The following is a 21,100-nucleotide window of genomic DNA, read 5'->3' as shown; positions in this document are numbered from 1 at the left end:
GAATGCGGACCGAGGGCGGACGTGCCCCGGCGCCGCTACCACTAGACTGGGGTACGGACAAGTCGGCGGTACGGCCGGGACACGGGAGATCGACCCGGTCACTAGGGGAGCAGGGTTTGGACATACTGGTGAGGCCGGTGACGGGATGAGCGCGCCGAGCCCCTTCCGAACCCCGGGGTACAACCTCCCGAACGGGGGTACCCGGTCACGGTGAAGGCGACCACGACAGCGGCGGGTACCGACCCGTTCGTCCACCCGGCGCTGTTCTACCGGGGACCGGACGACTACCTGGCGGGCACTGTTCCGTTCATCCTGCGGGGCCTGGAGAGCGGTGAACCGGTCGCGGTCTCGGTGCCCGGCCCCAACCTGGAACTGCTGCGGACCGCCTTGGGCCCGGACGCGGAGCGGGTACTGCTGCTGAACATGAACGAGGAAGGCCGCAACCCCGGCCGGATCATCCCCGGTGTCCTCCGGGCCTTCGCCGACGACCACACCACCGGGCGGGTCCGCATCATCGGTGAACCCATCTGGGCCGAACGGTCCGAGCTGGAATACCCGGCGTGTGCCCAGCACGAGGCACTGATCAACCACGCGTTCACCGGCCGCGAGGTCACCATTCTCTGCCCCTACGACGTGACCCGCCTGGACGCCCGCGCCCTGTCCGACGCCGAAGTCACCCACCCGATCCTGATCGACTCCACCGGAGAGCGCGCCAGCACCGGCTACGACCCCGACCGCATCATCACCGGTTACAACACCCCGCTGCCCGAACCGTCCCCGACCGAACCGGCCGCGTACAGCATCCTCGACGCCGTCACCGGCGAGGCGGCTTCCCTGGCCCAGGCCCGCGCCGTGGCCCGTGACCAGGCGCGGCGGGCCGGCCTCACCGACGACCAGGTGGCGGACGTCCAGCTCGTGGCCGCCGAACTCCTGGCCAACAGCGTGGACCACGGCGGCGGGCAAGGACGGCTCAGCATCTGGTCCGAGGCAGGCGGGCTGGTCTGCGAGGTCCGCGACACCGGCCGCCTGACCGACCCGCTGGCCGGCCGTCGGCCCGCCTCCCCCGGTCAGCTACGCGGCCGGGGGCTCCTGCTGGTCAACCACCTGGCCGACCTCGTGCGCGTCCACACCGACCCGCAAGGCACCACGATCCGCGTCTGCTTCACCACCAAGCGTCACTGACCCCGACAGGGCCCGCCGCGGCTCGGGCGTGACTCGAACTGGACGTCGTCGGCTGTCCGAGGGGACAAGGTTCGTGAGTGGCGATTCGGGTTAGAACGGACCGGTATTCGCTTACCTACGCCTGACCAGGCCGGTCTCGCGCGCACGGCGCATGCCGGGTGTCGACGATGGAGGAATCGGGACGTTCAGTGTCCCGATTCCTCCATCGTCAAGAGGGCGTTCCGGTCTCGGCTCACGCCACCCAGCACGAACCCAAGCGGCAGCGAGACAAGGCCAGATTCCCGTGGGTAGGCGGATACAAGTCCACCAGAGCACGAATCGCCACTCACGCCCCCGGTACCGACCCAGCCACGTTTGCCCTACCTCGCAATAGAACCCTTGAGTTCAAGCGGGTCGCTTCAGAGTGGCTCCAGATAAGACCTGTCGGACCAATCGTCGTCCTCGTCGTCGCGAGGCGGCCGGCTCGGCGCGGGCGGATCCTGTGCCACCGCGGAAAGCTCCTCCAGTTCGGCGACGGCGGCATCGACGTCCATCGTCGCCAGTTCGCCGACCTGCCGTTCCAAGGACGACCAGGCTTCCGCGGCCAGCCGTCGCCGATCCTCGGCGGGCAGCGCGTCGATGACCTGCCACCAGCCTCGCGCCTCCTGGACGAACTCGTCCAGGACCGGGCCGTGCGCCAGCAGTTCGTACGGTTGCCGTCGTCCGGCGACCACCTCGCCCGCGAAATCCCCGGCGGCGCCGCCGGTCGCCGCCAGCAACCGCATGACCGTCTGCCGTGCCCGCTCCCCTTGAGCGGAGTCGAACGGATCGTGCATCGTGTGTTCTCCCGTCACAGCAGCACCCGCTTGCGCTTGGCCGGGCACTCGGCGTCCCGGTGCTCGTAGCCTTCCGGCCACTGCGGCGGATCACCCATCGCGATCGTCGTTTCCAGCACCTCGTCGAGGGCCTTTTCCCCCGCGAACATATGGGCCAGTCCGAGCGCGGCGCTGATCAGCGTCTGGATGATCCCGACGATCTCGTTGAAGGACAGCACGAGGTGGATGATGTCCAGCATCTCGCCTTCCTTCACGATGTCGATGAGCTTGCCGCGACGGCCGAGCCCCGACAGCGCCTCGCTGATCACCTCCGCGACCCGCATCCCTTTTTCCAGCCCGAGTTTCTTGCCTTTGGTGAGGATCAGCAACGCGATGTCGATCGCCGAGCTGTAGCCGTGCCGGATCTCCTGCATCAGGTGGTAGGCGAGTTTCGCCAGCGCCTGGATCGCCAGGCTCGCGCCACGGAAGTACCTGGCCAGCTGCAGCAGACTGGCACGATAGGTGACCAACCAGTTCTTCGCCCGATCGGCGCCCTCCCCCTCCCACGCCCCCTGGATCCCGAACCGGCCCTGGTCGATGTTGACCGCGGTGTTCTCCAGGCCCAGCGCGGCGTCGTTGTAGAGCACCGCCTGCCGCTGCAGCACGGTCCAGTCACCGACGAGCAGGTCGGCGATCATGGTGATGAAGTCCTTGTCGGAACCGGTGAGCATCTTGATCACCTCGGCGACGTCGCCGAGGGATCCGCCGAGATCGAGCAGCTTCTCGCGCTCCGCCTCGGCCTTCACCGGCCACCAGGCCGGGTCGGTGATGGCCGCCGGATCAGGCCCGCCGTAACCCACCGGGACGGCGTCGCGGAACGACGCGGCACCGGCCGGGTCACGCACCTCGTCCACCGGGACCCGGGCGGCGTCCGGTTCCGGATTGAGCCGGTCCAGCAATTCCGCCGCCCGCGCGTCCACCACGCCGTACCAGTGCGCCACGCAGCGCAGTTCGTGTCCGCCGCCCGCGGCGAGATCGGCCGCGAACCGTGTCTGACTCAGCGCCGTGCGCTGCCACTCGTCCAGTTTCGGCCAGGCGGCGGCGAAGAAACCCTCGCCGCGTTCGGTGTCGATCCCGGCTCTGGCACCGACCAAGCGGTCGAACCACTGGCGATAGGTGTCGACGCCCGCGCCCGCCCGCAGGACCAGGTCGCCGAGAGCGCGCACCGCGGCCGGCTCGACAGAGAACCCCTGCCCCATTCGTCCCCCTGTTGCTCCGGAAGTACCCCTTCGACGTCGCCGAAGTTAGACAGGTTGCCGCGAAATGTCACATCACTGGAATGGAGTACGCGGAGCGGCGATCAACGGCTGACAAGCCTTCCTCGAGCGACTCTGACCAAGCACGAGGTAGCCGGTCATGGATCCGGCCCCGCGCGAGGTGCGACGGGGCCGGATCAGGGTTTCCGCGGGATCAACCGACCGGACGCGGCTTGAGGTTCACCTCCACCGTGTTGCCGGGGCCGGCGGCGACACCGCTGACGATGCCGTTGAGGAATCCGCAACCCTGCAGCGGCGGCAGGGTGTAGGAACCGGTGAGCTTGCCACCGGCCAGCGGGTCGAACCCGGCCTTCGACTGGAGCGGGATCTGGGCGGGCGTCTTCGTCTGGCAATTCGGGCTCGCCGAGACCGGGAAGCCGAAGACACTGATCCGCGGCAGTTTGACCGTTACCGCCGAGGTCGACTTGAGCACCCCGGCCGCCAGCGTGCCGGTGGTCTTGCCCGCCGATGCGAATTCGATCTTCGCGTTGACCGGGACGAAGCCCCAGAGCGTGAGTTTCGCGCTCGTCGGGTTCAGCGTGAGGTCGGCGTCGAAGGTCCCGTTCGCCAGCGTGATCGCGGCGTTGATACCGCCACGCAGGTCGATCGGGCCGGCGAGCTTCTTCAGCTGTGTTTTGCCGGTCAGGTCGTAGCTGTATTTGACGATCGGGGACGTGTTCGGCTTGGTCTTCGCCGTGACCGGCGAAGACGCGGCCGACTTGTTCCCGGCGGCGTCCTTCGCGACCACGGTGAAGGTGTGCTCCGTGTCGGCGGTGAGACCGTCCACGGTCGCGGACGTCGTGGTCACCGTCTTCACCAAGGCGCTGCCGTTGTAGACGTCGTAACCGGTGACACCGACATTGTCGGTCGCGGCATCCCACGCGAGACTCACGCTGGTCTGCGTGGTCCCGGTGGAACGCGGGTTGGCCGGAACACCGGGCGCCTCCGTATCGGGCGCGGTCTGCGTCCGGACGGTGATGGCGGCGCTAGGGGTCGACATGTTGCCTGCCGCGTCCTTCGCGACCACGGTGAACGAATACTCCGTATCCACGGTGAGACCGTCCACCGCCACGGACGTCCCGGTCACGGACTTCACCAAGGTGCCGCCGTTGTAGACGTCGTAACCGACGACGCCCACGTTGTCGCTCGACGCGTTCCACTCGAGGCTCACGCTGGTCTGCGTGGTCCCGGTGGACCGGGGGTTGCCCGGCGCGACAGGAGCCTGAGTGTCGGGCGCGGCCTGCGTCTTCGCCGTGACCGCGGCACTGGGAGCCGACGCGTTGCCCGCGGCGTCCTTCGCGACCACGGTGAAGGAATACTCCGTGTCCGGCGCCAGACCGTCCACGGTCGCGGAAGTCCCGGTCACCGTCTTCACCAAGGTGGTGCCGTTGTAGACGTCGTAACCGACGACACCCACGTTGTCGCTCGACGCGTTCCAGGACAGCGCGACGCTGGACTGGGTGACGTCGGCCGCGGCGAGACCGGCCGGGACACCGGGTGCTTCGGTGTCCGGGACCGTGGCGGTCCGAGCGGTCACCGGCGCGCTGGGCTCCGACCTGTTACCGGCCGCGTCCTTGGCGACGACGGTGAAGCTGTACTCGGTGTCGGCGGTGAGACCGTCGACCGTGGCATTGGGTTCCGTCACCGACTTCACCAACGTGGTGCCGTTGTAGACGTCGTAACCGACGACGCCGACGTTGTCACTCGACGCGTCCCACGCCAGGCCGACGCTGGTGGCCGAGGTACCGGTCGCGTGCAGGTTGCCCGGCACACCGGGTGCCTGCGTGTCGGGCGCGGCCTGCGTTTTCGCCGTGACCGCCGCACTGGAAGCCGACGCGTTGCCCGCGGCGTCCTTCGCGACCACGGTGAAGCTGTACTCGGTATCGGCCGTCAAACCGTCGATCGTGGCCTGAGGTTCCGTGACCGACTTGACGACCTCGGCACCCTTCAGCACGTCGTAGCCGGTGACACCGACGTTGTCGCTCGAAGCGTCCCAGGCCAGCGTCACGCTGGTTTGAGTCGTTCCGGTCGAGTGCACGTTCGCGGGTGTCGTCGGTGCCTGCGTGTCAGGAGCCTTCGCGGTCCTGGCGGTGGCAGGCGCGGTCGCGGGTGAGACGTTGCCCGCGGCGTCCTTGGCCTTGACGGTGAAGGCGTACTCCGTGTCCGGGGTCAGGCCGTCGACCGTGGCCGAAGTGCCGGTCACGGACTTGACGAGATCGGCGCCCGCGTAGACGTCGTAACCGGTCACGCCGACGCCGTCGGTGGCGGCGCCCCAGGACAAGGCGACGCTGTTCTGGGTCACTTCACCGACCGTCACCGCGCCGGGAGCCGAAGGCGGGGTCGTGTCGCCGACCGGAGTGACGGTGAAGGTGTGCAGGACGTTGGCCTGACCGTTCGCGGGGGTGCAGTCCGCGACGAACGTGCCGAGACCGGTCTCCCCACCGGACGCCGTCAACGGCGTCATGGTCAGCACCAGATCGTGCACCGAAAGCGTCGCCGTTCCCGGTTGGTCGAACCGCAACGACGGCGCGGAACCGCTCGCGCTGACGATCAGGTCGTTGCCCACCGGCGGAATGGGCTGCCGCGGGATGGCCGTCGGCACGCCGACCGCGAGATGTCCCTGAGGACTGGAGACCAGCGATGTGGCCAGCGCGGAGCCCTTGAGGGTTTCGGCGCCGACTAGCCGCAGCCCTTCGGTCGCGGTCTTGCCCGCGTTGGACACGGCCGTGATGTCGATCTTCGGGGTGAACTGACCCACCGGGATCGTGTCGGGCAGCGTGGCGTTGATGTCGACCGTGACGTCCTGGTTGCCGATCAACGGGAACGGGCAGCTGTAGATCTGCCGTAGCGGCGGGCGATTACCCGTGCCGACAACGGCTTCCGGGGCGACCGGCGAACCCGTCACCGTGTAGGTCTGCAAGACGGTCTGCTGCCCCGAGGCGAGGACGCAGTCCGAGGTGAAGGTGCCGAGACCCGTGGGGGTTCCGTCGGCCTTGAGCGGGGTCATCACCAGCTGGAGGCCGTTCACGGCGAGCGACGCGGTACCCGGCTGGTCGAACCTCAGCGCGGGAGCACTGCCCGTGGCGTTGACGACGAGGTCGTTGCCCACCGGCGGAATGGGCTGGTTCGGCACGTCGGAGTCGACCTTCACCGTCATCGTGCCCTGACTGCCGGGCATCGTCACGGTCGAGGTCGCCTTCGCGGTGCCCTTGATGGTTTCGGCGCCGACGAGACGAAGGCCCTCGGTCGCCGTCTTGCCCGCGTTGGACACGGCGGTGATCTCGATGGCGGGCGTCAGTTTCCCGGTCTCGATCGTCGAAGGCTGGGTGGTTTTGATGGTGACCGAAACTTTCTGATCACCGATCAACGGGAATGGGCACGAATAATTCTGGGTGAGCTCACCCGGAGCCGCGACACTGGTGCCCGAGCCTATCGCGAGACCCAACGCCACCAAGGCCGCCGTACTCACGACGGCGATGCCCCCAGTGGCCAGTCTTCGACTCTGTCTTCTGTGTTTCACAGGTCCCTCTCCAACACATAGACCACGCTCGCCGGAAAACACCGAAAACGAATGACACCCGCTTCCGCGGGTTCTTCTTCAGCGGCGCGTATGCACGTTTACGGTTATGCCACAGGGAATTAACACACCCGTCGGGTACGCCAGGCAAGCAAAATCACGGAGACCGTGAGACCATTCGACGTCTTTGTCACACGCGATCGATTCATCCTCCACGAATCTGTCAACCGCACCACCAGAACGTCCGCCATCCCGTCACCGAAGGTGGTTACTCACCAACAGGAGTGCGATCTAGCCGAAGGGTGCCGACGCGTCGAGTCCAGCATCGAACCTCACGCCCGGACCCCTGATCTTTGTCCACAAAGGACACTTTCTGAAGTGACCCGGTCCCTCAACGGCCGGTCGAGTACTCCGAGAAGATCTCGCTCAGAGCGCGCCGCGCGTTCGCGGCTTCCTCGTCGGCGCGGCCCCTTGTCCGCGCGCAAGTGACCAGCGTCTTCCACAGGGCCCAGCCCCGCCCTCGCGCCCACGTCGCGTCGTCGACCGAGAGCCGGTCGCGGAACGACTGCCTGCCGTCGGCGGTCAGCAACGTCCAGGCGATGGCCGTATCGCAGGACGGATCGCCGACACCGCAGGTCCCGAAGTCGATGACGGCCGCCAGCTCCCCGCCGTCGAGCAGAAGGTTCCCCGGTGCGATGTCGCCGTGGAACCAGAAGTCCACTCCGTCCCACCGAGCGTCCAGAGCCGCCTGCCAGATCTCGCGGGCCAAGCCGACGTCGATGTCGCCGTCCAGCGCGGCGAGAGAGCGCTCGGTGAGCGCGTCATAGGTACGCAGGGTGGCGCCCCGGAACCAGTTGTGCTTACCCGGCCGAGGGCCGTCCGCGACATCGATCTTCCGCAACGCCGCCAGGAAACCGGCCAGGTCGAGCGCGAACCGCTTAGGGTCGGAAACACGGTCCGCGCTGGCGGGTTCGCCGTCGAGCCACCGGTAGACCGACCACGGAAAGGGATAGCCCGCGCCGGGCCGTCCCTTCGCCAGCGGCACCGGGACGGGCAACGGCAGCCGGGGCGCGAGCGCCGGAAGCCAGTGCTGTTCCTTGTCCACCGCCAGTGCGTACTCGGCCGCGCTCGGCAGACGCGCCACCAGTTCTTCGCCGAGCCGGAAAGTGACGTTGTCCCAACCGGATTCGGCCACGGCCCGGACCGGAAGCCCGGCCCACCGCGGGAACTGCTCGGCGATCAATCCGCGCACCTGCGCCACGTCGACGGCGACTCGCTGCGGCATCGGGCCGAGATCCGGCGTAGTGCTCACCACGACATCCTTGCTCGACGAGATCCTGACCGGTCGCCGAGACGTTAGTCGAGTGTACGTCGGCCAGGACGGCGACCTCGCCGACGGGATCCCAGATCACAGCCGGGCGGCGAGGCGGGTTGAGATAGTGAGGGGTAAGGCACAGGTGGCAGGTTGGGAAGGGTAGCGAAGAGAGGGCCCCCGCTACGCCGATGCCGTAGCCCCCGCTGAACCCAGGGTCGAGATGCGTCGCGAAAGCCACTTTCGCGACGCCTGACGTCCCGAAAATGGCTTTCGCGACACCGTCAACCCACGACCGGGAGCGAAACCCCGCGACCCGACACCTTGCGTTACGCCCTCAAAGACTCCGAACGCGCGGACATCGCCCTCCCTGAATCGTCACCCGCTCACGCCGAGCCGGTCCCCCGGCGCGAGTTCGGCGAGGAGCGCGGACTGTTCCCGGCGGTAGGCCTCGACGTTCGCCAGTTTGACGTCCTCGTAACCGCGGACGAGATCGGGCAGCTCGGCCAGCGCCAGCAGCCCGCCGCGATCGGCGTCCTCGGTGCCGAACGCGGCGAGGATCGTTTCCCGGTACTGCGCGACGAGCTCCCGCTCCACCTTCCGGACGTGTGCCTTGCCGAACGGGTCCCAGCGCGTGCCGCGCAGTTTCCGCGCGGCACGCAGCGCGACGAACACCGGGCGGAACTTCGGGCCCAGCGCGATCTTTCGCTTCATCCCCAGCGCGCGGAGCACGGGCGGATGCAGACGGTAGGCGTAGCGGCTGCCCACCCCGAACTCCGCCTCGATCCCGGCGAGCACGGCGGGATCGAGCGAGAGCCGCGCGACCTCGTACTCGTCCTTGTAGGCCATCAGTTTGTGCAGGTTGCGCGCCACCGCTTCGGTGACGACGGTCGAGTCCCCTTCCAGCACCCGGACGCGCTCGACGAACTCGGCGTACTCGCGCGCGTAGCGAGCGTCCTGGTACCGGACGAGTTCGGGCACGCGGATGTCCAGCAGGCGCGCCAGTTCCGAACCCGGCGCCGCGTGCACGAGCGCGCGGGCACGCAGGGCGGCCGCCGACGGGGCCGGGGTCGCGGCGACGGCGGGAGGGGCGACAGCGGCGTGCAGTCCGTCGGGATCGGCGACGAGCTGCCTGCCGCGGCGGAACGCCTGGAGGTTGCCCGCGACGGCGACACCGTTGAGTTCGATCGCGCGTTCCAGGCTCGCCGCGTCCAGCGGGATGGCACCGGTCTGGTGCGCCGCGCCGAGCTGGAGGATGTTGGCGAACTGGTCGTCGTCGAAGAGGGTTTCCGCCAGCGCCCGCGCGTCGAGCGCCACCGTGCGCGCCGCGCCTTCCGAGATCGCGCCCCGTACGGCCGCCGCGTCGGGGAAGGACACGGTGGTGTCGACGACCATCCGGCCGGTCGGCACCTCGGTCGTGGAGACCACGGCGGTGGTCCGGCCGGGGTCCGCCACCGTCAGATTCGCGGGGTCCGCGCCGACGAGGACGTCACAGGACAGGTAGAGATCGCATTCCCCGGCCGCGAGTTTCGGGGCCTGCGGCGTCGGCTCGGCGGTGATCTTCAGATCCGAGACGACGGCGCCGCCCTTCTGCGCGAGCCCCGTCTGGTCCAGGGTCCGGACCTGCCTGCCCTCGATCACGGCGGCCGTGGCGAGGATCTGCGCGACGGTGACCACGCCGGTCCCGCCGACGCCGGTGATCCGCACGGTGAAGTCGGTACCGGTGGTCTCGGGCGCCGGCAGTTCGGCCGCGGTGATCTCCGCGAGCCGCGCCCGGTGTTTGCGCCCGGTGGGCAGCACCGTCATGAACGACGGGCAGTCCCCCGCCAGGCACGAATAGTCCACATTGCACGAAGATTGGTGGATCGCGGTCTTGCGGCCGAACTCGGTGCTGACCGGTTGCACGGAAAGGCAGTTCGACTTCTCGCCGCAGTCGCCGCACCCCTCGCACACGCGCTCGTTGATCACGACCTTGGCGGCCGGGGTCTCCAGCTTGCCGCGACGGCGTTTGCGGCGCTTTTCCGCGGCGCATTCCTGGTCGTGGATGAGCACGGTCACGCCGGGGACACGGGCCAGTTCCTCCTGGGTGCTCAGCAGTTCGTCGCGGTGCCGGACCTCGACGCCGTCGGGCAGCCGGACGCCGCGGAACCGCTTCGGCTCGTCACTGGTGATGACCACCTTGGCGACACCTTCGACCAGGAGCAGCGACGCGAGCCGTTCCACCGGCAGCCCGCCGACGGCGTCCTGTCCGCCGGTCATCGCGACGGTCGCGTTGTAGAGGATCTTGTAGGTGATGTTCACCCCGGCGGCCACCGCGGCCCGCACCGCGAGGCTGCCGGAATGGGTGAACGTGCCGTCGCCGATGTTCTGCACGAAATGCGAGGCGTCGACGAACGGCTCCATCCCGAGCCACTGCGCGCCTTCGCCGCCCATCTGGGTCAGGCCGACCACGTCTCCGACCTGTTCCGGCTCCATGAACAACGCCATGGCGTGACACCCGATGCCGCCACCCACCACCGTGCCCTCGGGCACCTTGGTCGAGGAGTTGTGCGGGCAGCCGGAACAGAAGTACGGCGTCCTGGTCAGCAACGGCACCGAGATGCGCTCGCGGCGTCGTAGCTGCCGCCACGCGTTCACCGACGGGATCTCGTGGTGCTCGCTCAGCCGCGCGGCCAGCACCCTGGCGATGGCGTCCGGGTCGAGTTCGCCGAGTTCGGTGCACAGGGTGCGGCCGTCCGGGCCGGTCTTGCCGTATACGGCGGGCGCTCCGGCGGTGCCGTACAGCACCTCCTTGATCGCCGACTCGACGAAGGAACGCTTCTCCTCCACCACGACGATCTCGCTCAGGCCGTCGGCGAACCGGCGGACGATCGACGGTTCGAGCGGGTGGATGACGCCGAGTTTGAGGATCCGGATCCCGTGCCGGGACAACGCGTCGGCGTCCAGGCCGAGCAACCGCAATGCCTGCATCAGGTCCAAATAGGACTTTCCGGCGGTGACGATGCCGACGCGGTCCGCTGGTCCTTCGTGGACGATCCGGTTGACCCCGCTCGCGCGTACGTACTCGACGGCCAGCGGCAGGCGTTCGGTGTACAGGCTGCGTTCGAGCGCCATCAACGTGGTGCCGAGCAGCCGGGAGCTGGGCTTGTGCCGATACGCGGGCAGAGCCAGCTCCGGCACCGTCCACCGCGGCCGGACGTGCGCGGTGCTCGCGGCGTCGGCCACGTTCGCCACGAGTTTCATCGACGACCACAGCCCGCTCGCCCTGGACAGCTCGACGGCGTGCAGGCCGAAGTCCAGTACGTCCTGCGAGTCGGCGGGGAAGAACACCGGCATGGCCAGGTCGGCGAGCGCGAGCTCCGAGGCGCAGGGCACCGAAGAGGACTTGGCGTTCGGGTCGTCGCCGACCAGTGCCACCGCGCCGCCCGCCGGATCGGTTCCCGCGAGATTGGCGTGCCGCAGGGCGTCGGTCGCCCGGTCGAGGCCGGGCGCCTTGCCGTACCAGAACCCGGTGACCCCGCCGCGCGACGAGCCGACCGAAGCGGTGAGCTGGCTGCCCATCACCGCCGTCGCGGCGAGTTCCTCGTTCAGGCCGGGGCGATGCACGACGTCGTGCTTCTCGAGCAGAACGGAACGGCGGCCGAGCTCGAGGTCGTATCCGGCCAGCGGGGAACCCTCGTAGCCGGAGACGAACACCGCGGGGGACGCCCCGGCGGCGCGGTCGTGGCGCACCCGGTCGAACAGCATCCGGACCAGGGCCTGGACCCCGCTGAGATAAACGGTGCCGTCCTCCCGCAGATACCGGTCCTCCAACGTGAACTGCTCCACCAGACCTGCCTCCTTCGGCACCCCCGTGCGACGTCACGACAGGAGACCCGACCGCGCGGACCGTCGCAACAAGCGGCAGTCTATTGACCCCCAGCACGCAAAAAATCCGGCCCATCTCCACCGGTGGCCGATATCCGTTGCGTCTGCGTACCATCCTGGCTCATGGCGGACCAGCTCATCGACGAGACCGATCGCGAAATCCTCGAACTGCTGCGGGAGGACGCCCGGCGCACCCTCGGCGACATCGGCGCCCGCGTCACGCTCTCGACCGCGGCGGTCAAACGCCGCATCGACCGCATGCAGGAGGCCGGCGTCATCGTCGGCTACACCGTCCAGATCGACCACGCCAAACTCGGCTGGGCTATCGAGGCGTTCACCGAACTGCGCTTCACCGGGACCACCAAGGTCGGTGAGATCGTCCGCACCACCACCCGGATGCCGGAAGCCCAGGCGGTGTTCACCATCGCGGGCGACCCCGACGCGCTCGTCTGGCTGCGGGTGCGGGACATGGGCCACCTGCAGCACACCATCGACGAGATCCGGCGGCATCACCAGGTGACGGGCACGAAGACCTTGATGGTCCTGGACTCCTGGGCACGCGGGCAGCAGTGGCCTCACCCTGGCGACACCTGAGCCGTGCTGCCCCGCCGTGACGTGTCCCCCGCCGGATCTCGCGTGCCTGGCACCGGATCTCACGTGCCTGGCACCGGATCTCGCGTGCCTGAAGCCGGATCTCACGTGCCTGAGGCCGGATCTCACGGTGCGGACCCGGCCCGGCGTGTTCGCCCTCCAATCACGTGAGTTCCGCCTTCAATCACGTGAGTTCCGCCTTCAATCACGCTTGATCGTCGTCTGGACACGCGAGTCACGCCGTGCGCTCAGGCCCGTGAGTCCGGTCTCTTGCCCCCCGAAACAGCCGCTCCCCGGTCCGCGCGAGGTACTCGCCGAACTCAGCGGGTTCCTCCACCGTGAACTCGATGTCGGTGAGCGTGAGGACGACGGCCAGCCACTCGAAGGAATCGACGTACGCGACATAGCGGCAGCTGTGGTCGCCGAGGGCTTCGAAACTCCCGTCGATCCGGTGGAGACGGGCCGCGGCCTCCTCCGCGCCGACGTCCAGGGTCAGCGTGATCCGGAGCGATTTCGGGCTGTGGAAGCGTTCTTGAAGATGCGCCGCGACGTCGTCGACGGGCAGGGCACGGGGCTCGAAAGCCACCTCGGTCGTCTTCGGGGCGGTGATCCGGTCGAGGCGGAAGCTCCGCCAGTCCCGTCTGCCGAGGTCCCACGCGTAGAGGTACCACCGCCTGCCGAGCTGGACGAGGCGCATCGGTTCGACCGTCCGTGACGACGGGCCATCCTTCGCCGTGTACGCGAACTCGAGGCACCGGCGAGCCGCGATCGCCGCGGCGAGGACGTTCAGAACGGCCGGAGTGACCCGCGGTGGTTCACCGGTCCCGAACTCGACCGCGGCAAGCATTTCGTCGGTCCGTTTTCGCAGCGCCGCGGGCAGGACACGCCGGAGTTTCGCGGCGGCGCGGTCCGCCGATTCGGCGGTCAGGTCGACGCCGGTTCCGCCGGCCGCGGCGAGCCGCAGCCCGAGCACGGTGGCGATGGCCTCGTCGTGTTCGAGCATGAGCGGCGGCAGCGCGGTGCCCGCGACGAGACGGTAGTTGCCGCCGGGGCCGCGGCTGCTCTCCACGGGATAGCCCAGCCCGCGGAGGTGGTCGATGTCGCGGCGAAGCGTGCGGGGCGGGACTTCCATGGCCGTCGCGAGCTCGGCGGCGGGCCACTGGCGGCCGGACTGCAGGAGCGACAACAGCCGCAACATCCGTTCCCTTGGTGCCGTCATCACGCCTCCCGATAATTGTGGCCGTAAACCGGCCACATCTCATCGTAGCCTCGGTTCATGGCGAAAGTTCAAGATGAGCGTGGCCGGTGGATCACGGTGGAAGGAGCCCGGACGAACAACCTCCGCGACGTGTCGGTGCGGGTGCCGAAACACCGGCTGACGGTGTTCACCGGCGTGTCGGGATCCGGGAAATCGTCGCTGGCGTTCGACACGATCGCGGCCGAGGCCGAGCGCCTGGTCACCGGAACCTACCCCGCCTTCGTCCGAAACCGGCTCCCTCAGCATCCGCCCGCCGACGTCGACCGGATCGACGGGCTGGTCTTCACCACGATCGTCGATCAACGGCGGTTCACCGGGAACGCGCGGTCCACGGTGGGCACGGCGAGCGACATCGCTCCACTGCTGCGCCTGCTGTTCTCCCGGCTCGGCAAGCCTAGCGCCGGGTTCTCGCCCGCCTACTCGTTCAACGATCCCGCCGGGATGTGCCCGCGCTGTGAAGGGCTCGGCGTGGTCGACGACATCGACCTCGACCGGCTGCTCGACCGTTCGCTGAGCCTGCGCGAGGGTGCCGTGCGCTTCCCGACCTTCGCTCCCGGGACCTACCGGTGGAAACGTCTCGTCCACTCCGGACTCGTCGACCCTGATGTCCCGGTGGGACGGCTACCGGCGGCGAAGGTCGAAACCCTGCTGCACGCCGAAGGACTGCGCCTCGACGATCCCGGCCCCGGCTATCCCGAGCACGGCGTCTTCGACGGCATCGTCCCGCGGCTGCGGGACTCGTATCTGCGCAAGACGCCGTCACGCCTCACCGCCGAGGAACAGGAGGGACTCGCCGGGGTCGTCACCCGCGGCGTCTGCCCGGATTGCGAGGGAACCCGCCTCTCCGAAGCCGCGCGCGGCAGCCTGATCGACGAGCAGTCCATCGCGGACTGGTCCGCGATGCCGGTCGGCGATCTGCGTGAGGTCGTCGCGGCGGTGCGCGATCCGTCGGTGGCGCCGCTGGTGCAGGCGATCCGGGAACGCCTCGACGCGCTGGACTCCGTCGGCCTCGGCTATCTCAGCCTCTCCAGGGAATCGAGGACGCTTTCCGGCGGCGAAGCCCAGCGCGTCAAGATCGTCCGCCACCTCGGCAGCGCGCTCAGCGACGTCTGCTACGTGTTCGACGAGCCCAGCACCGGCCTGCATCCGCACGACGTGCACCGGCTGCTCGCACTGCTGGCCAAACTCCGCGACGCGCACAACACGATCCTCGTGGTCGAACACCATCCCGCGGTCATCGCGGCGGCCGACCACGTCATCGACCTCGGACCGTCCGGCGGCGACGGCGGCGGACGCGTCCAGTTCGAAGGCACCCCCCGCGAACTCAGCTCGGCCGGCACCGAAACCGGGCGGATTCTCGCTGCCCCACTGCACTTCCGCGATTGGCCCCGCACCGCCCGAGGGGCCGTGACGATCTCCGGCGCCCGCAGCCACAACCTGCGTGACGTCACCGTCGACATTCCGCTCGGCGTCCTGACCGTCGTCTCGGGTGTCGCCGGCTCCGGAAAGAGCACCCTGATCACGGGTGAACTTCCCCGGCGGCATCCCGATTTCCTCGTCGTCGAACAGGCTCCGCTGCGTGGTGGCATCCGCTCCACCCCCGCCACGGTGCTCGGTGTCGCAGAACCCGTCCGCGAAGCCTTCGGCAAGGCGACGGGGAAACATCCGTCGTGGTTCAGCGCCAACGGCAAGGGAGCCTGTCCGGTCTGCAAGGGGAAGGGCGTCATCATCACCGATCTGGCGTTCCTCGAAGACGTTCAGACCGCTTGCGACGCCTGCGGCGGCACCCGGTTCAACCCGGCCGCGCTCGACGCGCGCCTGAACGGCCGGACCATCGCCGACGTCCTGGCGATGACCCCCGCGGACGCCGCCGCCCTGTTCGGCGAGGAGTCCCCCATCGCGCGACGGTCGCGCTGGCTGGAGCGGGTCGGGCTCGGCTACCTGACGATCGGGCAGGGCCTCGACACCTTGTCGGGCGGCGAACGGCAGCGGCTGCTGCTCGCCCGTCACCTCGCCGACGCGGGCGCCGCGGACGAACTGCGCCTGATCCTCGACGAACCCACCGCCGGACTGCACGGCAGCGACGTCGACCGGCTGCTGACCCTCTGCGACGAGCTCGTCGACGGCGGCGCGACGTTCGTCCTGGTCGAACACGACCAACGGGTGATCGCGCACGCCGACCACGTCATCGACATCGGGCCGGGCGCGGGCGCCGACGGCGGGACGGTCGTGTTCGAGGGCACGCCGTCGGCTCTGGCCGAGGACTCCACGTCGCTCACCGGCCGTCATCTGCGAACGCGTTCCCGGCGCCGGACGGCGCCGGGAACACCCACCCGCCCGGGAACAGTTCCCGGGCGAGCGCGATGATTCCCGATCCGGCTTTGCCCGACACGCCGGTACCGAACAGTTCTTCGCCCGATTCTTCGTGACCTAGCCGACAAGCTCGCACGCTTTGTCGGCCTTCATCGCCGCGTCGAGGCCGGGAATCGCACCGGTCTCGACGACGGACCTGTGCGACACCAAGTCGATCCCGATCACGTGGAGGGACGCTTGGGCGTACTCGACGTCGCCCTTCGGAAGCAGAGCCAGCGACTCGGTGACCTGTGTCCGCAGCTTCCGGTAGAAGGCCAGCTCTCCGGCGGAAAGCGTGTTGGCCTCCTGCGCCGGCGGGGCGGCCGGTGGCAGCTTCTCCAGCCCGCCGATCGCCGCCGCCAGCGTGGTGTCCAGCTTGGTCAGCGAAGCCGCCGCCTTCGGCAGATCCGCCCGGGTCTTGATTTCGTACCCTTTGGCCAGGCTGTAGACGATCAATCGCATGTCCTTGACCGCGCCGCAGTACCCTCCCGCCCAGGAGACGAGCGCGGGATCCGGACCGGTCGGGGACGGTGCCGCCGTCGACGGTGCGGGCGCCTGTTCCGGCGGGTTCGCACCGCACCCCGCGAGCAGGCAGCCGGCGGCGAGCGCCACGGCCACTCGAACGGGCGTCGCCGTCTGGAGCTTCATCCGGCCGAGGGTAAACCGGTCCCGCGGGACCGGTCCCCACCGCTACTCGATCGCGGCCCGCCGTCCGGTCTCCTCTTCCCTGTCGACGACCTTGGTGAGGAAATGCTGCTGCCCCAGCGTCCACACGTTGGTGGCCAGGAAGTACAGCAGCACGCCGATCGGCACCGGGAAGAACGCTCCCGAGACCAGCATGCCGACCGGCGCCAGGTACATCATCAGCTTGGTGATCCCCACCGCCTCCGGGGCGGTCGCGGTCTGCCGGGTGAGTCCCGAGCGCAGCGAGAAGAACGTGGCCAGGCTCGCGATCAGCATCAGCGGCACCCCGACCGCGATCATGTGGGCGTGGTCCGTGCCGAACGCGGCCAGCTCCGCCGCCGGTTGCGAAAGCCAGTTGCCGAGCTTCGCGCCGAACAGGTCGGCGTTCAAGAACGACGCCACCCCGGCCCGGTCGAAGACGTGGTTCGACGCGGCTCCCGGCGTGAAATCGCGCAGGACCCAGTACAGGGACAGGAACACCGGCAGCTGGATCAGTGCCGGGAGACAGCCACCCAGTGGGCTCACACCGCTTTCGGCGTGCAGTTTCTGGATCTCCTTCGCCATCCGCTGGCGATCCTTGCCGTATTTCTCCTTGAGCTGCCGCATCTGCGGAGCGAGCGCCTGCATGCGGCGGCCCGCCCGCAGCGCGCTGAGAGCGGGTTTGACCAGCAGGAGGCGCAGGGTGAAGACGAGGAACACGATGGACAGCACCCAGGCCACGCCAGAGTCCGGACTCGAAACGGCGCCGAAAACCTTGTGCCAGAACCAGAGAATGGCGGAAACGGGGTACAGAAAAACATCGAACATGACCGGATCACTCCGTCGGTTGAAGGTGCGTGGGCAGAAGTGACTGCCTCACCTTCGAACGAGGAGAGATCAGGCAGCCACGATGCCCGGTGACGGAGCCCGGGGCCGGACGCGGCCAGGCGCGTCGGGATCGCGCAGGCTCAGGTACAGCTGCGCGCGTTCGCGCAGGCTGATGGCGCGCACCTTCATCGCGGCGGCCGCCGGTTCCAGGCGGAAGTGCGCGGCGAGCGCCAGCAGGACGACGGCGAGGGACGCGGTCAGGGCTGCGGCCAGCCCGAGCGGGTTGGCGAGCGCCACCGACGCCGTCAGCGCGGTGGCCAGGCTCAGCGGGTTGACCCCGCCGACGACCGGGAGCATGACGAACAACTCGGGTATGAACAGCGCAAGCATCAGCTTGAGCCGCACGCCGAAGTAGCTTCGCTCCACGTCACCGACCTTACCGGAGATATTGCGTTGCGTGATTCCCGCGGTCGCGGGCAGTCTGTCGCGATGGGTCACGTCGAAGTCGCGCACGTCGAGTACCACTTACCCGACGGGCGGCTGCTTCTCGACGACGTCTCGTTCCGGGTCGGGGAAGGCAGTGTCTGCGCCCTCGTGGGTGCCAACGGCGCGGGCAAGACGACCTTGCTGCGGTTGATCTCGGGCGAACTCTCCCCCGACGCCGGCTCGGTGACCATCAGCGGCGGGCTCGGCGTGATGCCGCAGTTCGTCGGATCGGTGCGCGACGAACGGACCGTACGGGACCTGCTCGTGTCCGTGTCGCCGGAAGCCCTTCGCGCCGCCGCCCGCGCCGTCGATGAGACAGAACTCGCCTTGATGGAACGCGACGACGAAGCGAACCAGATGGCGTACGCCCAGGCGCTCGGCGACTGGGGCGACGCTCGCGGCTACGAAGCCGAAGTCGTGTGGGACAAGTGCACGACGGCGGCGCTCAACCTGCCGTACGAGAAGGCACGCTGGCGCGAGGTGCGCACCCTGTCCGGCGGCGAACAGAAGCAGCTGGTGCTGGAGGCGTTGCTGCTCGGCGGTTCCGGAGTTCTCCTGCTCGACGAACCCGACAACTACCTCGACGTCCCCGGCAAACAGTGGCTGGAAGAGCGCCTGCGTGAGACCCAGAAGACCGTGCTGTTCATTTCGCACGACCGGGAACTCCTCGCGCGGGCGGCGAAGAAGATCATCAGCGTCGAACCCGGGCCCGCCGGCGGCGACGTCTGGGTGCACGGCGGCGGGTTCGACACCTACCACCAGGCACGCGCGGAACGCTTCGAACGCTTTGAGGAACTCCGCCGCCGGTGGGACGAAAAGCACGCCCAGCTCAAGAAACTCGTCGCCGACATGCGCCAGTACGCCGCGCGCAGCGACGAAATGGCTTCGCGCTACCAGGCCGCACAGACACGGTTGCGCAAGTTCGAGGAGGCCGGAGCGCCGGCCGCTCCCCCGCGTGAACAGAAGATCACCATGCGCCTGCGCGGCGGCCGGACCGGTGTCCGCGCCGTCACCTGCGAGGGGCTCGAACTCCGCGGCCTGATGAAACCCTTCGACCTGGAGGTCTTCTACGGCGAACGGGTCGCGGTGCTCGGCTCGAACGGCTCCGGCAAATCGCATTTCCTGCGGCTGCTGGCGGGCGAGGACGTCGCGCACGACGGACTGTGGAAGCTCGGCGCCCGCGTCGTCCCCGGCCATTTCGCACAGACACACGCCCATCCCGAACTGCTCGGGCACACGCTCGTCGACATCCTCTGGACCGGCTACGCGCGAAGCCGCGGACCCGCGATGAACATCCTGCGCCGCTACGAACTCGACGGCCAGGGCGACCAGCGGTTCGAGAAGCTGTCCGGCGGGCAGCAGGCGCGGTTCCAGATCCTGCTGCTGGAGATCGGCGGTGCCACCATCCTGCTGCTGGACGAGCCGACCGACAACCTCGACCTCGCCTCGGCGGAAGCACTGCAACAGGCGCTGGAAGCCTACGATGGCACCACTGTCGCGGTGACGCACGACCGGTGGTTCGCGCGTTCCTTCGATCGGTTCCTCGTATTCGGCTCGGACGGGCAGGTGCGGGAAACGCCGGAACCGGTGTGGGATGAGCGGCCGGTGCAGCGGGCACGGTAATACCCTGTCGGGCAAGGAAAGGCGACACACCCACCGACGGCGCCACAGGTGTCCCCGTCGTATGGTTCAATGCCGCCGCATCGTCCGAAGGCTGGAGATCTCTTGAGGGCCGCCGCAATTCCCTTCGCCATCGCGGCCTTGTGCTGCGCGGCTTTCCTGGTGAGCTTCCTTCGCGACCGACGACGGCTGCGGAACGGCTTCTACCTCTTCTTCGCACTTCTGTTCTTCGGGGTGACCTTCATCGCGCTGCTCGCCTCGGTGTCGCCGGAGGCGGCGGGCTTCGTCGCGGTCGGCGCGATCCTGCTGATCATCCCGACGGTCCTCGCGCTCACGGTCTTCCTGATCTGCAACGGGATCACCATGCTCCGCCGCGAGGGACGCAGGCTGGCCAACGTGCTGTCGCTGTTGACCGGGGTCGGCATCTGCGCGCTGATCGTGTTCAACGTGACGGTCACGCAACTGGCCTGGGAGCCCCTCGACATTCTTCGCGGCTGCCTCAACGGAATCGTCATCTACGTTTCGTTCCTCTTCGTCTGTTTTCTCCTGTATTCGATCGTCTACGGCCGCATCCGCACCGAAAAAGGGGTGGACTTCGTCGTGGTGCTGGGCTCGGGACTGCTGGGCGGCCGCCAGGTGCCGCCGCTGCTGGCCGGCCGCCTGAACCGGGCGAAACGCGTCGTCGCCGCGGAAGCCCGCCGCGGCAGGCAGCCGATGGTGGTCACCTCGGGCGGGCAAGGGCCTGACGAGGACCTGCCCGAGTCTCACGCCATGGCCGACCATCTGGTCGAGAACGGGCTGGCGAGGGACCGGATCCTCCTGGAGGACCGGTCGCGGACGACCTTCGAGAACCTCGCCTTCAGCGCCGAGATCATGAAGCAGCACAAGCCGGACTACCGGTGCACGGTGGTCACGAACAACTTCCACGTGCTCCGCGCCGCCCTCTTCGCCCGCCGCGCGAAGGTGAACGGCCAGGTCATCGGGTCACCGACGGCGTGGTACTTCTGGCCGAGCGCCACGATCCGCGAATTCGTGGCCATCCTGATCGATCACAAGTACAAGAACCTGGTCGTCTGCGGGATCATCGTTCTTTCACAGGTGTCGCGCGCCTTCTTCTGAGGTTGAGCACGTGAAGCCCAGGGTTCCCGGCGAAGTCGCATAGCCGCTGGTTGGCGGGCGAGTCGGGTTCTGGCGGCGGGACGGAAAGGTGTCGGGTCGTGGGGTTTTACTCGCGGCCGGGGGGGGTGACGGTGTCGGGGGGGGAAACCCTTTGCGCGGGTGCCCTCTCCCACGCCCGCCCCCCCTCTCCCCCCC

14 protein-coding genes are annotated in these 21,100 nt (G+C 68.6%); 5 read left to right on the top strand and 9 right to left on the bottom strand.

The features are described from left to right. The first annotated feature begins 210 nt into the window (after positions 1-210). The gene (locus ACZ6DT_RS19505; RefSeq protein WP_465596776.1) at positions 211-1,182 is read left to right on the top strand and encodes an anti-sigma factor RsbA family regulatory protein; all 972 of its coding nucleotides are present in this window, start codon (positions 211-213) and stop codon (positions 1,180-1,182) included. A 398-nt stretch (positions 1,183-1,580) separates the two neighbouring features. Here the strand turns inward: ACZ6DT_RS19505 and ACZ6DT_RS19500 are convergent, their stop codons facing one another. From ACZ6DT_RS19500 to ACZ6DT_RS19480, 5 genes are all read right to left on the bottom strand, one after another. Beyond that, complete coding sequence (locus ACZ6DT_RS19500; RefSeq protein ID WP_465596773.1) at positions 1,581-1,997, bottom strand: hypothetical protein; 417 nt, start codon at positions 1,995-1,997, stop codon at positions 1,581-1,583. 14 nt (positions 1,998-2,011) lie between these two features. Continuing rightward, on the bottom strand, positions 2,012-3,235 hold the full coding sequence (locus ACZ6DT_RS19495; RefSeq protein WP_465596770.1) for a hypothetical protein: 1,224 nt from the start codon (positions 3,233-3,235) through the stop codon (positions 2,012-2,014). Positions 3,236-3,446: 211 nt separating this feature from the next. Then, positions 3,447-6,761, bottom strand: coding sequence for a fibronectin type III domain-containing protein (locus ACZ6DT_RS19490; RefSeq protein ID WP_465596767.1), 3,315 nt, complete (start codon positions 6,759-6,761; stop codon positions 3,447-3,449). 439 nt (positions 6,762-7,200) lie between these two features. Beyond that, on the bottom strand, positions 7,201-8,094 hold the full coding sequence (locus ACZ6DT_RS19485) for an aminoglycoside phosphotransferase family protein (RefSeq protein ID WP_465597200.1): 894 nt from the start codon (positions 8,092-8,094) through the stop codon (positions 7,201-7,203). 405 nt (positions 8,095-8,499) lie between these two features. Next, a complete protein-coding gene (locus ACZ6DT_RS19480) occupies positions 8,500-11,949 on the bottom strand; it encodes an indolepyruvate ferredoxin oxidoreductase family protein (protein WP_465596764.1) in 3,450 nt (1,149 codons plus the stop codon). A 162-nt stretch (positions 11,950-12,111) separates the two neighbouring features. Here ACZ6DT_RS19480 and ACZ6DT_RS19475 point away from each other — a divergent pair, with 162 nt between their 5' ends. After that, positions 12,112-12,582: an Lrp/AsnC family transcriptional regulator gene (locus ACZ6DT_RS19475; protein ID WP_465596761.1), complete on the top strand. Its 471-nt coding sequence runs from the start codon at positions 12,112-12,114 to the stop codon at positions 12,580-12,582. 232 nt (positions 12,583-12,814) lie between these two features. Here the strand turns inward: ACZ6DT_RS19475 and ACZ6DT_RS19470 are convergent, their stop codons facing one another. Further along, positions 12,815-13,798, bottom strand: a complete 984-nt coding sequence (locus ACZ6DT_RS19470) for a helix-turn-helix transcriptional regulator (protein WP_465596758.1) — start codon at positions 13,796-13,798, stop codon at positions 12,815-12,817. 57 nt (positions 13,799-13,855) lie between these two features. Here ACZ6DT_RS19470 and ACZ6DT_RS19465 point away from each other — a divergent pair, with 57 nt between their 5' ends. After that, positions 13,856-16,204, top strand: a complete 2,349-nt coding sequence (locus tag ACZ6DT_RS19465; RefSeq protein ID WP_465596755.1) for an excinuclease ABC subunit UvrA — start codon at positions 13,856-13,858, stop codon at positions 16,202-16,204. Between the two features lie 63 nt (positions 16,205-16,267). Here the strand turns inward: ACZ6DT_RS19465 and ACZ6DT_RS19460 are convergent, their stop codons facing one another. The 3 genes from ACZ6DT_RS19460 to ACZ6DT_RS19450 all read right to left on the bottom strand — a co-directional run bounded on the left by ACZ6DT_RS19460 (position 16,268) and on the right by ACZ6DT_RS19450 (position 18,193). Next, positions 16,268-16,837, bottom strand: coding sequence for a hypothetical protein (locus ACZ6DT_RS19460; protein WP_465596752.1), 570 nt, complete (start codon positions 16,835-16,837; stop codon positions 16,268-16,270). Positions 16,838-16,879: 42 nt separating this feature from the next. Next, on the bottom strand, positions 16,880-17,680 hold the full coding sequence (yidC, locus tag ACZ6DT_RS19455; protein ID WP_465596749.1) for a membrane protein insertase YidC: 801 nt from the start codon (positions 17,678-17,680) through the stop codon (positions 16,880-16,882). 69 nt (positions 17,681-17,749) lie between these two features. Then, positions 17,750-18,193, bottom strand: coding sequence for a DUF6412 domain-containing protein (locus ACZ6DT_RS19450; protein WP_465596746.1), 444 nt, complete (start codon positions 18,191-18,193; stop codon positions 17,750-17,752). Between ACZ6DT_RS19450 and ACZ6DT_RS19445 the strand changes: the two genes are divergently transcribed. Together ACZ6DT_RS19445 and ACZ6DT_RS19440 are read left to right on the top strand one after the other, a co-directional pair. Beyond that, a complete protein-coding gene (locus ACZ6DT_RS19445; protein WP_465596743.1) occupies positions 18,170-19,789 on the top strand; it encodes an ABC-F family ATP-binding cassette domain-containing protein in 1,620 nt (539 codons plus the stop codon). The two genes, ACZ6DT_RS19450 and ACZ6DT_RS19445, sit on opposite strands and share 24 nt — an antisense overlap. A gap of 102 nt (positions 19,790-19,891) precedes the next feature. Further along, positions 19,892-20,905: a YdcF family protein gene (locus tag ACZ6DT_RS19440; RefSeq protein WP_465596740.1), complete on the top strand. Its 1,014-nt coding sequence runs from the start codon at positions 19,892-19,894 to the stop codon at positions 20,903-20,905. Positions 20,906-21,100 lie beyond the last annotated feature (195 nt).

The organism is Amycolatopsis sp. NPDC041971 (genome assembly GCF_055588925.1).
This window is presented reverse-complemented; position numbering and strand designations above follow the sequence as displayed.

Bases quoted from the DNA above. Each gene is read 5' to 3' on its own strand.
- ACZ6DT_RS19500 (WP_465596773.1), bottom strand. From the start codon at position 1,997: ATGCACGATCCGTTCGACTCCGCTCAAGGGGAGCGGGCACGGCAGACG.
- ACZ6DT_RS19495 (WP_465596770.1), bottom strand. From the start codon at position 3,235: ATGGGGCAGGGGTTCTCTGTCGAGCCGGCCGCGGTGCGCGCTCTCGGC.
- ACZ6DT_RS19485 (WP_465597200.1), bottom strand. From the start codon at position 8,094: ATGCCGCAGCGAGTCGCCGTCGACGTGGCGCAGGTGCGCGGATTGATC.
- ACZ6DT_RS19475 (WP_465596761.1), top strand. From the start codon at position 12,112: ATGGCGGACCAGCTCATCGACGAGACCGATCGCGAAATCCTCGAACTG.
- ACZ6DT_RS19470 (WP_465596758.1), bottom strand. From the start codon at position 13,798: ATGACGGCACCAAGGGAACGGATGTTGCGGCTGTTGTCGCTCCTGCAG.
- ACZ6DT_RS19465 (WP_465596755.1), top strand. From the start codon at position 13,856: ATGGCGAAAGTTCAAGATGAGCGTGGCCGGTGGATCACGGTGGAAGGA.
- ACZ6DT_RS19460 (WP_465596752.1), bottom strand. From the start codon at position 16,837: ATGAAGCTCCAGACGGCGACGCCCGTTCGAGTGGCCGTGGCGCTCGCC.
- yidC (WP_465596749.1), bottom strand. From the start codon at position 17,680: ATGTTCGATGTTTTTCTGTACCCCGTTTCCGCCATTCTCTGGTTCTGG.
- ACZ6DT_RS19445 (WP_465596743.1), top strand. From the start codon at position 18,170: ATGGGTCACGTCGAAGTCGCGCACGTCGAGTACCACTTACCCGACGGG.